This is a genomic window from Longimicrobium sp., from assembly GCF_036280135.1.
Taxonomy (GTDB): Bacteria; Gemmatimonadota; Gemmatimonadetes; order Longimicrobiales; family Longimicrobiaceae; genus Longimicrobium.
This window is the reverse complement of the sequence record NZ_DASURI010000276.1, coordinates 1-11,084: the sequence shown is the minus strand read 5'-3', so window position 1 is coordinate 11,084 and position 11,084 is coordinate 1. Positions and strand designations below refer to the sequence as shown.

General features: G+C 72.4%; 8 protein-coding genes. 2 read left to right on the top strand and 6 right to left on the bottom strand.

Annotation, left to right across the window (positions count from 1 at the left end; all coding sequences use genetic code 11):
* Positions 1-53 precede the first annotated feature (53 nt).
* From efp to VFZ20_RS08730, 3 genes are all read right to left on the bottom strand, one after another.
* Positions 54-617, bottom strand: coding sequence for an elongation factor P (gene efp / locus VFZ20_RS08740; RefSeq protein WP_329683475.1), 564 nt, complete (start codon positions 615-617; stop codon positions 54-56).
* A gap of 105 nt (positions 618-722) precedes the next feature.
* Positions 723-1,163, bottom strand: a complete 441-nt coding sequence (gene aroQ / locus VFZ20_RS08735; RefSeq protein ID WP_329683474.1) for a type II 3-dehydroquinate dehydratase — start codon at positions 1,161-1,163, stop codon at positions 723-725.
* On the bottom strand, positions 1,160-3,976 hold the full coding sequence (locus tag VFZ20_RS08730) for a tetratricopeptide repeat protein (RefSeq protein ID WP_329683473.1): 2,817 nt from the start codon (positions 3,974-3,976) through the stop codon (positions 1,160-1,162). Before VFZ20_RS08730 ends, aroQ begins: the two co-directional genes overlap by 4 nt.
* Positions 3,977-4,215: 239 nt before the next feature.
* On the opposite strand from VFZ20_RS08730, the gene VFZ20_RS08725 reads away from it, so the two are divergent.
* Complete coding sequence (locus VFZ20_RS08725; protein ID WP_329683472.1) at positions 4,216-6,075, top strand: peptidylprolyl isomerase; 1,860 nt, start codon at positions 4,216-4,218, stop codon at positions 6,073-6,075.
* A gap of 429 nt (positions 6,076-6,504) precedes the next feature.
* Here the strand turns inward: VFZ20_RS08725 and VFZ20_RS08720 are convergent, their stop codons facing one another.
* The 3 genes from VFZ20_RS08720 to VFZ20_RS08710 form a co-directional block, all read right to left on the bottom strand.
* A complete protein-coding gene (locus tag VFZ20_RS08720) occupies positions 6,505-6,780 on the bottom strand; it encodes a hypothetical protein (RefSeq protein WP_329683471.1) in 276 nt (91 codons plus the stop codon).
* Between the two features lie 91 nt (positions 6,781-6,871).
* A complete protein-coding gene (locus VFZ20_RS08715) occupies positions 6,872-7,861 on the bottom strand; it encodes a polyprenyl synthetase family protein (RefSeq protein WP_329683470.1) in 990 nt (329 codons plus the stop codon).
* Positions 7,862-8,004: 143 nt separating this feature from the next.
* Positions 8,005-10,146, bottom strand: coding sequence for a tetratricopeptide repeat protein (locus VFZ20_RS08710; RefSeq protein WP_329683469.1), 2,142 nt, complete (start codon positions 10,144-10,146; stop codon positions 8,005-8,007).
* Between the two features lie 392 nt (positions 10,147-10,538).
* Here VFZ20_RS08710 and VFZ20_RS08705 point away from each other — a divergent pair, with 392 nt between their 5' ends.
* Positions 10,539-11,018 carry a hypothetical protein gene (locus tag VFZ20_RS08705; RefSeq protein WP_329683468.1) on the top strand — a complete coding sequence of 160 codons (480 nt, stop codon included), beginning with the start codon at positions 10,539-10,541 and terminating at the stop codon, positions 11,016-11,018.
* The last annotated feature ends 66 nt before the right edge of the window (positions 11,019-11,084 follow it).

Here is an 11,084-nt window from a genome sequence, read left to right as displayed (position 1 = left end):
GATGCCGCTGTTGTCCACCGCCTCGATCAGCCCGCGCAGGAACTCGAGGTCGATCATTTCGCGCGCTCGATGTACTTGTCCTCGCGGCGGTCGACGCGGATGACGTCGCCTTCGTTCAGGAACAGCGGAACCTGCACCACGGCGCCCGTCTCCAGCGTGGCGGGCTTGGTGCCGCCGGTGGCCGTGTCGCCGCGCACGCCCGGGTCCGTCTGCGAGATGGCCAGCGTCACGAAGAACGGCAGCTCCACGCTGATGACCTTCTCACCGTGCAGCAGCCCGTCCACCTCCATGTTGTCCTTGAGGTACTTGAGCTGGTCCTCGCCGATGGTCTCGGCCGTGAGGGCCACGTCCTCGTAGGACTGCGTGTCCATGAAGTGGTACAGGTGCCCGTCGTGGTAGCTGTACGTCATGGGCCGGTGCTCCAGCCGCACCTCCTCGATGCGCTCGCCGGCGCGCCACGTCTTTTCCAGCACGGCGCCCGTGAGCACGTTGCGCATCTTGCTGCGCACGACGGTGTTGCCCTTGCCGGGCTTGTGATGCTGGAACCACAGCAGGGTCCACAGCACCCCGTCGATGTTGATGGTCATGCCGTTGCGGAAATCGGCCGTCGTCGCCACAGGTCTCCTTTCAGTGCGTGAGTACGTCAGTGCGTGCGTGCGTCAGTGGATCCGGGAGCGGGCGGACATCCTGCCGTTCACTCCCGCACTCACGCACCTCCGCACTCACGCACTCCTTCGTAGGTGTTCGATCAGCGCGCGCAGCCCCAGCGTGTAGCTCGCGGCGCCAAAGCCCGAGATGATGCCCAGGGCCCCGGCCGCCAGGTACGACCGGTGGCGAAAGCGCTCGCGGGCAAAAACGTTGCTAAGATGCACCTCCACGTACGGACGCGCCACTCCCGCCAGCGCGTCGGCCAGCGCCACGCTGGTGTGGGTGTAGGCGGCGGCGTTCACCACGAAGCCGTCCACCTCGCCCGCGCGCTTCTGCACGTGGTCCACCAGGGCGCCCTCGTGGTTGCTCTGAAAGCACTCCACGTCCACGCCCATCTCCGCCCCCGCGGCCACCAGCGCCGCGTCGATCTCCGCCAGCGTAGTGCGGCCGTACACCTCCGGCTCGCGCGTGCCCAGCAGGTTCAGGTTGGGCCCGTGCAGGACGGCGACCCTCACCGCTTCAGGCTCTGCAGCCAGGCCTGGAAGCTCTCCAGGTCCTCGTCGTCCTCCTCCGGACCGCCCGCCTGCGGGGCGGGGGCAGCCGGCGCAGCGGGAGCCGGGGCCGGCGCCTCGAACACGGGCGGCGGCGTGGGCTCGGCGAACGACGGGATGAACGCCGGCGCCTCGGCCACGGGCGGCGCGGGCAGCTCCGGCTCCGGCTGCGGCTCGGGCTCCGCCGCGGCGGGCGCGGACGACGAGCCGGAGAAGAAGTCCTCGAACGAGAACCCGCCCCCCGCGTCGCTCACGGCCGGCGCCTCGGGCGCATTGGCGGCGGCCGGCTCGGCCGGCACCTCCCACGGCAGCAGCTCCTCCGCCTGCGCGTCCGTCCCGGCCGACGCGGGCTCGGCGGACGGCGCCCCGTCCTCCGCCAGCTCGAAGCTGGCGATGTCCACGGGCTGGGCGGGCGCGGCGGGCGTCTCGGCCCACGGCTCCTCCAGGTCCAGCAGGGGCAGGTCGCCCGGCGCGGACGCCTCCGCCGGCTGCGGGGCGGACTCGCCCGCCGCCCACGGCTCGTCCTCCGGCGCGGCGGCCCACGGCTCCGCCTCGTCCGACACCGGCGCCTCGGGCTCCGCGAAGGCGGGCGGCTGGAGGGACGGCGCCTCGAACGTGGGGATCCCCGGCGCGGACGGGAACGACGGCGCGTCGGAGGCGGCGGCTTCCCACGGCGCGGGCGCATCGTCCACCAGGGACGGCGCGGCGGACGGCGTCTCCTCGATGACGGGCACGTCCGGCGCGGCGGCCTCGATGGTCAGCGCGCCGGATTCGTCCGCGGAGACCTCGTACGAGGGCGCGTCGGCGGCGCCGGGCTGCCAGGCGAGCAGGGACGAGAAGTAGCCGCGCATGGTGCGCGAGCCCGGAGCGGGCGGCACGTAGGCCGCCTGGGCCGCGGCCATCTCCGCCTGGGCCTCTTCCTCGTCGTCGTCCAGGGGCGCGGCGGCGATGGCCCAGTCGGCGCTCACGTCCGCCACCACCTCGGGCGGCGCGGGCACCTGGGCCCCTTCCTCGTCCGCCACGACGAGGATGTCGAAGCCGACGGGCTCCGTCTCCGCCACCGTCGGCGCTTCCCACACCTGCCGGTCATCCGCCACGCCCGCGTCCGCCGATCCAGCGTCCGCGGACACGCTCGATCCGAAATCCGCCGATCCGACGTCCGCCGATGCGACGGGTTCCGCGCTGAAGTCCGTCGATCCGAAGTCGGCCGATGCGACCGGCTCGGTGCCGAAATCCGTCGATCCCGCGTCCGCCGTCACGGCCGCGCCGTCGAAGCCGGCCGCGAAGGAATCCGCGAACGGATCGACGGATGCGGGCTGTGCGTCAAGCGCGGGCTCCGTCTCCAGGGTCGGGAACGCCGCCGGCGCCGGCTCCGCGATGCTGAGCTCCGCCGCGTCCGTCTCCCCGCCGAAATCCGTCGTCCCGCCGAAATCCGATGCCGCGTGATCCAGGTCCAGCAGCGGCAAGTCGTCCGCCGCGCCGAAGTCGGACGATCCCGCGTCGATCGCGTCGGATGCGCTGCTGCCGCGCGAGAACGCATCCACCGACGCCAGCCAGTCCGGCGTGTCCGCGGACTCGTCGTCGGCGGTGGCGGACTCCGGGGCGCCGGACATCCGCGCCTCGATCTCGGCCAGGCGGCGCACCAGTCCCGGCTCCTCGCCGCGCTGGCCGATGAGCTCGCGGTAGACGTCCGCCGCCTGCGCCAGGAGCCCCTGGCTGGCGTACAGCTCGGCCATGGTCTCGGTGACCATCTCGGCGTCGGCGTCGTGGCCGTCGGCCTCGTGCACCACGTGGCCCTCGTCCGCCGCGGCGGGCGCCGGCTCGCCGAACCCGAAGCCCGCACCGGGCTCGTTCACCAGGCCGCCGTCGTCGATGGTGGCGTCCGCGTCGATGAACGGCAGGTCGGCGCCGGCCAGGGGCGCGTCGATCATCCCGTCGTCCAGCAGGGGCAGGTCGCCCAGGTCCGCCGCGGCGCTCTCGCCCACGTCCTGCCGCGCGTCCGCGTCCATCCACGAGGCCGACGCGTCGGCCTCGGCGGACGGCTCGGCGTCCAGGTCCACGCTGCCGAAGCCGAACGCGTCGAAGTCACCCCCGTCTGCCGATTCGGTGGACGGTACGGAGGCGGCGGTCGGCTCCGGCGCGGGCGTGGCGTCCAGCGTGAGGTCGCCCCACGTGCCCAGCCCGGCATCGGCCGCGTCGTCCGCCGCCACGCCCGACGCGTCGGCGGGGGAGGCGTCGGGGACGTCCAGGTCGATCATCCCGAAGCCGCCGTCGTCCGTCTGCGCGGACGAAGCGCCGCCCACGGGCGTGTCGGCGGCAACGTCGCCCCACTGCGGCGCGGCGGGCTCGTCGGCGGGGGCGGCCCCGGCGCGGGCCAACTGGGCCAGCCCGGCGCGGGCCTCGGCGCTCATGGGATCAACGGCCAGCAGCTCGTTGTACCAGCGTTCAGCCTCGGCCCGCTTGCCACCGGCGGCGGCCATCTCCGCCAGGATGCGCAGGGCGACCTGGTTCTGCGAGTCGATGGAAAGGACGTAGTGGAACTCGTTGGCGGCTTCCTGGAAGGCGCCGCGGTCCGCCAGGCACCGGCCCAGGAGCACGTGGGCGGACAGGCCGGGAAAGCGCTTGAGGTTCTCGCGCAGGATGGCTTCGGCCTGGGCCACGTCGCCGGCGTCGCGCCACTTGGAGGCCAGCGGCAGGAAGAAGCGGCCCGGGTTGCTCGCGTAGTTCGCTTCGAGCTTCTGGATTTCGGTCGCGAACTCGGGAGAAAGGTCGGCCATACGGTAACCGGGCGCGGGAAAAGAGCCGGGGCTGGGCTGGGGTGACAGGGGGTGCAACTTAAATCTCGCGCGCAAGCGGTGTCAACGCCGCCGCGCCCGCGGGCGCGGGTTGCGTGGGCGGGCCCGTCTAAATATCTTTGCGCCTTCACTTTCCTGCATCCCGCAGCCGCATCCACCACCCTCATCAGCCGGGGCGCCGCGCAGGGGCGTCCCGATTCAAGCGGAGTTCTCTACCTCCTATGATGCAGCTCATTCGCTCCACGGCGGGCAAGATCCTCGTTCCCATCCTGATGGTGTTCTTCCTGGGCTGGATGGTGTTCGAGATCGGCATGGACGCCCTGGGTGGCGGCCTGCGCGGCGGCGCCTCCGACGCGGGCAGCGTGAACGGCGAGTCCATCAGCGCCCAGGCGTACAGCGACGCCTACCAGGCGCTGTACCAGCAGGCGCAGGCCCAGATGGGCGAGATCACGCCCGAGATGCAGCGCCGCATCGAGGAGCAGGCCTGGGAGACGCTCGTGGACGAGACGCTCCTGCGCCAGGAGCTCCAGCGCCGCGGCATTCGCGTGAGCGACCAGGAGGTCATCTGGGCCGCCAAGAACCTGCCGCATCCGCAGCTCATGCAGCAGGAGATCTTCCTGACCAACGGCCGTTTCGACATCACCAAGTACCGCGGCTTCCTGGCCAGCCAGGCGCCCGCGGAGATCTTTGGCGAGCTGGAGCGCTACTACCGTGACGACCTGCCGCGGCGCAAGCTGGTGTCGCAGCTGGCCGCCGGCCGCTACATCACCGACGCCGAGCTGTGGCGCGCGTACCAGGACCGCACGGAAACGGCCACGGTCGACTACGTGCAGCTGGACCTGTCCAAGCTCAAGCCGGCCGCCGTGACGGATGCCGAGATGCGCGCGTACTACGAGGAGAACCGCGACGACTTCCGCCGCACGGAGGGCGCGTCGTTCAAGGTGGCGTACGTTCCGCTCACCATCACCGAGGCCGACCGCCAGGCCACCGTGGCCCGCGCCCGCGCGCTGCGCCAGCAGATCCTGGCCGCCGGCGACACGGCCGCGCAGGCCCGCCTGTTCGCGGAGCTGGCCGGCAGCGAGAGCGCCGACCAGAGCAACGCGGCCCAGGGCGGCTCGCTGGGCACCTTTGGCCGCGGCCAGATGGTGGCCTCGTTCGACTCGGCGGCGTTCGCGCTGCAGCCGGGGCAGGTGTCGGAGCCCGTCATCACGCAGTTCGGCGTGCACCTGGTGCGCATGGACGCGCGGGAGGGCGAGCAGGTGACGGCGCGGCACATCCTGCTGGAGTTCGCCAAGAGCGACGAGGAGATCGGCCGCATCGAGCAGCAGCTCAACGCCATCCGCGACCGCGCCGCCTCGGTGGGCCTGGTTCGCGCGGCGCAGGGGCAGCCCAACGTGACCGTGCGCGAGCAGGTGCCCGTGAGCGCCAGCGCCCCGATGGTGCCGGGCGTGGGCGCGGCCATGGAGGCCATCAACTGGGCCCGCGACGAGTCCGCCGACCGCGCGAGCGGCGACGTGACCGGCCGCCCCGTGAGCGACGTGATGGAGACGGACGACGCGCTGTACCTGGTGGAGCTGGAGCGCTTCACGGAGGCCGGCATGACGCCGTACAACGAGGCGCAGGCCAGCATTCGCCAGATGCTGGAGACGCAGAAGCGCGTGGCCGCCGGCCGCGCCGAGGCCGACAAGATGCTGGCGGAGATTCGCCAGGGCCGCACGCTGGAGCAGGTGGCGCAGGCCCGCGGCCTGACGGTGCAGCGCACGGGTCCGTTCTCGCGCGTGGATCCCAACCCGGTGTTCGGGCAGGCCAACGCGGCCATCGGCGCGGCGTTCGGCACGCCGGTGGGCCAGGTGGGCCCCGTGGCCGCCACGCCCGCGGCGGTGTTCCTGGTGCGCCCGGTGTCGCGCACGGCGGCCGACCGCCGGGCCTGGGAGCAGCAGAAGCAGGGGCAGCGCGAGCAGGCGCAGGCGGCGCTGCAGCAGGACCTCTTCCGCCAGTGGCTGCTGGATGCCCGCCAGAACGCGGACATCGAGGACAACCGCGCCGAGCTCAACCGCCGCAGCCGCGCCGCCCAGAGCTGATCTGAATCGGCTTGATCCGGATCGGGTGATCGCGATCCGCTGATCCGGATCGGCTGACGGATGGTAGATGGATGAAGCCCCGCCTCTCCTTGCGAGAGGCGGGGCTTTTCGCGTGGGCGAAGGAGGGCGAAGTCCGTGCACGTCGGCGGGAGTCTGCCGGCCCGCGGAGGGCCCCCTCCCCCCGGCCCCCTGCCCACCCCCCGACCCCCTGCCCCCGCTTCGCGGGGGAGGGGGAGAACTGCTTTGACGGACTGGTCGCTACGCGCCCGCGGCTCGTGGAAGTCTACGCCCTCTCCCGCGCAGCTTGCGGGAGAGGGACGCGAGGAACGAGCGAGGTGAGGGTCCGCCGGGTGGGACCCGGACGCAAACAGCCCGCAGCCGCACGAGGTGCGACTGCAGGCTATTCCCTATTCCCTGATCTCGATTCCCTTACAGCCAGGTGCGCACGGCGAGGGCGACCACCAGCACGCCCAGCACGCTCAAAAAGTCCAGCCGCAGCACCAGCGGCCCGATCGTAAAGCCCACGGCCACCAGGTCGATCACCAGCGGGCCGAAGGCCGCGGCGACGGAGGTGGTAAAGAAGGTGCGCGCGGAGCTGTCGGGCATGAACCGGATCGCCAGCTCCGAAAGCAGCGCTCCCACCAGCAGTCCCGTCAGCACGGCCACGAGCACCCTGCCCGCGCGTCGGCGTCCGCCTACGCTCATCTCACCTCCCCAGCCCGTTGATCGTGGTCATTCCCCCTGCGCGGCCCTTGCACGCTGCGGCAGGCAAGGAAAGTGCCGCCAGCCCCGCAGTCTACCGCCGCCGCTCCACCGCGTACACGATGCTGTCGCGCAGCGCGTCCACCGCCGGCCCCGCCGGCAGCCCCTCCAGCGCCTCGGCCGCGCGCCGGGCGCACGCCTGCGCCGCGTCGTGCGCGTACTCCAGCCCGCCCCGCGCGCGGACGATCTGCACCACGCCCGCGATCATCTCGTCGCTGGGCTCGGGGTGCGCGAACAGGGCCTCCACCCGCGCCCGCTCGTCCGCGTCCAGGTGCGGCAGCACGGCGATGAGCGGCAGCGTGACCTTGTGCTCGCGCAGGTCCAGCCCCGTGGGCTTGCCCGTGACGGCGGAGTCGGCCGTGTAGTCCAGCAGGTCGTCGGCGATCTGGAACGCCAGGCCCAGCTCGCGGCCAAAGGTGCGCACCTGCTGGCTGTATCGCGGCGCGCCCGAGAGCGCGCCCAGCTCGCAGGCCGCGGCCATGAGCGACGCCGTCTTGGCGTCGATGAGCCGGTAGTAGTCGTCCTGCGAAAAGTCCAGCGCGTCGTGCGACGACAGCTGCCGCATCTCGCCCACGGTCATGTCGTTGGCCGCGTTGGCCAGCACCTGGATGGCGTCCAGCCGTCCCAGGCGCGTGATCTCCATCAACGAGCGCGTGTAGAGGTAGTCGCCCATGATGATGGCGACCTGGTGGCTCCACAGGGCGTTGACGGTGGGCATGCCCCGCCGCAGCACCGAGTGGTCCACGGCGTCGTCGTGCACGAGCGTGGCCAGGTGCACCAGCTCCAGCACGGCCGCCAGCGTCTCGGCCTGGGGCGTGGGGGTGCCGGCCAGCTCGTCGCAGAGAAGCACCAGGCCGGGGCGAAACAGCTTGCCCCGGATCTTCATCAGGTATTCGTTGACCGTCTCCACCGGCGCGAAGTCGGAGACCACGATGCGCCGGATCTCGTCGACGACGGCGTCCAGGCGCTCCCGGATGGGCGCCTGGATCTCGTCGAGGTGGGGGACGGCGTTGTGGACGGTCATGCTGTGCGGCTCTGGATCTACGGTCGTCTGGAAACGCGGAATTCTACGGGCCGCGCGGCGGTGTGTCAAAAGAGCAGTGCCAAGTTACAAGTGCCAAGTGCCAAGAACAGACCCACTTGGTACTTGGTCCTTGGTCCTTGGCACTAGGTACTGCCCCTCAGCCGTTCGATGCGGGCCGACGTGTCGCGGAAGCGGATGTCCACCGACACCACGCGCTCGTAGAACTCGCGCGCCCGCGCGGCGTTGCCGGTGGCCTCGTCGATGCGGCCCAGCAGGTACAGGACGCCCACGAGGTCGCCGTCGCCCACGCCGGGCAGGTGGGCGGCGCGGTCCAGCACGCGGCCGGCCACGGCGTACTGGCCCTTGTCCACGAAGCACTGGCCCAGCAGCTCCAGCGTGGCCAGCGGATTGGCCCCGCCCCGCAGCGCCACCTGGAACTGCGCGATGGCCTCGTCCACCAGCCCCATCTCCATGAACGCCACGCCCAGATCATAGTGGCTGGCGCTGTCCTCCACGTCGATGTTCTCGGCCACCTTCTGGCGAAAGTGGGCCAGCATCTCGGCAAAGTCCCGGTCCTCGTCGCCGCTGGGCTCCTTTTCCTCCACCACGAAGCGCGTGGTGGGCTCGCCCCCCTCCTCGTCCAGGATGAGGGCGCCCAGGTCCACGTACTCTGGCGACGGAGCGGCGGGGGGAACGGGCGCGGGCGCGGGCGCCGCGGCCACGGGGGGGGCGGCGGGCGCGCCCTGCGGAGCGGGGAGGACGACGGCGGCGGGGGCGATCTGCGCGGCGGCGGCGCGGGCCTCCACGTTGTGCGGATCCAGCTCCAGCACGCGCCGGATGACGGCCGCGGCCTTGCTCTCCTGCCCGTTGCGGGCTAGGTGCCGGCCCAGGCCGAGATACGCCTCCACCTGCGCGTCGGCCCGGCCGCTGCGAAAGGCGTACTCCACGCGCTTCTGCAGCAGCATCCCGTCGTCCGGGCGCAGGCCGATGAGCGCCGTGATGGGCGCCACGGCGTCGAAGTACATCCCCTTGGCGGCCAGGGAGCGGTGCGCGTTCTCCAGCACCTCCTCCACCTCGTGCCCCAGCCCGCGGGCGCGCAGCTCGCGGACGAGCTCGTCGCGCGACGCCGCGTCTTCGGGGACGGCGGCCACGTGGGCCCGCAGCTCCTCCAGCCGGTCCGGCGCCGCCTCGAAGACGGGCTCCGGCGCGCGGCGCTCCGGCCGCGCGGCCGGCACCGGCTCGTCGTCGAAGCCGATGAGGGGCAGCCCGCCGTCGTCCTCCGCCTCGTCGTCCAGCAGCAGGGGGAGCGGCTCGCCGTCCTCCGCGTCGTCCAGCAGGGGCAGGTCGTCGTCGAACGCCGTGGGCTCCAGGTCCAGGCTCAGCCCCGGCTCCAACGCGGGAGGCGCGGACCGGGGGGGCGCCGGCGGGGCGTCGTCGATGAGCGAGGTGGATTCCAGCCCGGCCAAGGGCGCCACGTCGCCGTCGTCCAGCGCGGTGGACTCCAGCCCCGCGAGCGGCGCCACGTCCACCTGCACGCTGGCCGGCTCGATGGTGGGGCCCAGGTCCAGCCCCGCGGGCGCCGGGGACGCGCCGCCGGCCCGCGGCGCCTCGCCGCTGGTGAGGGCGGCGTCCCAGTCGTCCGAGGCGGCGCTGCGGCTGCGCATGAGCGGCGAGTCGTCGGCGTCGGGGGCCACGGCGCGGATCTGCTCGCGCACCTGGCCCGCCGCGTCGGCGTCGCCGCGCTGCACGTAGGCGCCCTGCAGGATGCGCATCTGCTCGACCGCCTGCTCCTTGCGGTCGTGCGAGAGCAGCTGGTCCGCCAGCAGCTTGCGGACGTCGGTGTCCTCGGGCGAAAGGTCGGCGAACTCCTTGAGCGCGTCGAACGACGCGTCCAGGTTGCCGGCCCGCTTCATCCGCTGGGCGTACTCCAGGAAGTTCTGCCGGGCGTCGGCCAAAAAGCCGGCGGCGGCGCTGATCTGCCCCAGCTTGAGGTACACGGCGCCGCGGCCGGGCACCAGGCGCAGGATCTTGCGGCAGAGGGCGATGGCGTTGTTGTACAGCCCGCTGTCGGCGTAGCCGGCCACGGCGCGCTCGTACGCCTCCACGGCGCGCTCGGTCTCGCCCAGGCGCAGGTGCAGGTCGCCCACGCGGTTCCACAGGGCGATGTCCGTCTCCTCGCCCTCGTTCTCCTCCAGGAGCTGGCGGTAGAGAACGACGGCTTCGGTCCACTGGCCGCGGTTCTCTGCGGCCCGGGCCTGGTCTTTCAGCTTGGCTGCGTTTGCCATGAATGCGGCGCGCGGACGACCTGCCGTGCGCGGCCGCTGTGGCGGCGCCGGCTCTTGGGGAATCGGGGAAATCTAGCGAACGCGCTAAGTGCGTACAAGGAACGGGGGTGCAACGCGGGAGCCCTCACCCCGCTCGTGCCTCGCGTCCCTCTCCCGCAAACGGCGCGGGAGAGGGGATAAACTTCGACGGGTTCCCGCCGCGGCTTGAGAAATCCGCCAGCCGGCGGGCTTCGTCTTCTCCGCGTGCGCTCCGTGATAGCTCGTTTGCGTTTGAGAATCGTTCGCAAAGGGCTTGTACCAGCCGGGTGGAGTCGGTACGTTTGCGTACGTTGCTCCCCGCCGCGTTCCGCGGTTTGCCCGCCGTCTCACGCAATCCCCTCGGAGAGGTTCTGATGCACAGGATGATCGGCGCCGCGGTGGTCGCGGCCGTGCTCGCGCTTCCCGCGACGTCCGCCGCGCAGCAGTCCACGCCGCGCGAGCCCAGCCCGTTCGCGGCGCTGGAGCTCGTGGCCGAGCTGCAGATCACGCCGCAGCAGCTGGCCGCCATCACCGTCGCGCGCGATTCGCTGCGCGAGGCGCACCGCGTCCATTGCGCGCCCATGCACGCCTCCACGCCCTCCGAAGCGGACGAGGCGCGGCACCACGCGGAGATGGCGCAGATCAACGCGCGCTGGGAGGGCCAGGCCCGCGAGGCCATGACGCCGGTGCAGCTGGAGCGCCTGGCCGTCCTGCGCCCCGCGCCCGCCGCCGAAGAGCACGGCGAGGACCATCACGCGGAGGCGCCCGCCGCTGCCGCCGGCCACGGTGCGCATCAGCCGGCACCGGCCGCGCAGCCCGCGCAGAACCACGCCGGGCATCATCCGCGTGACTGACGTGTGGATGGACTGACGGAAAGACGGGGCGCCTGGTCACGGGCGCCCCGTTTTGCTCTTCAGGGC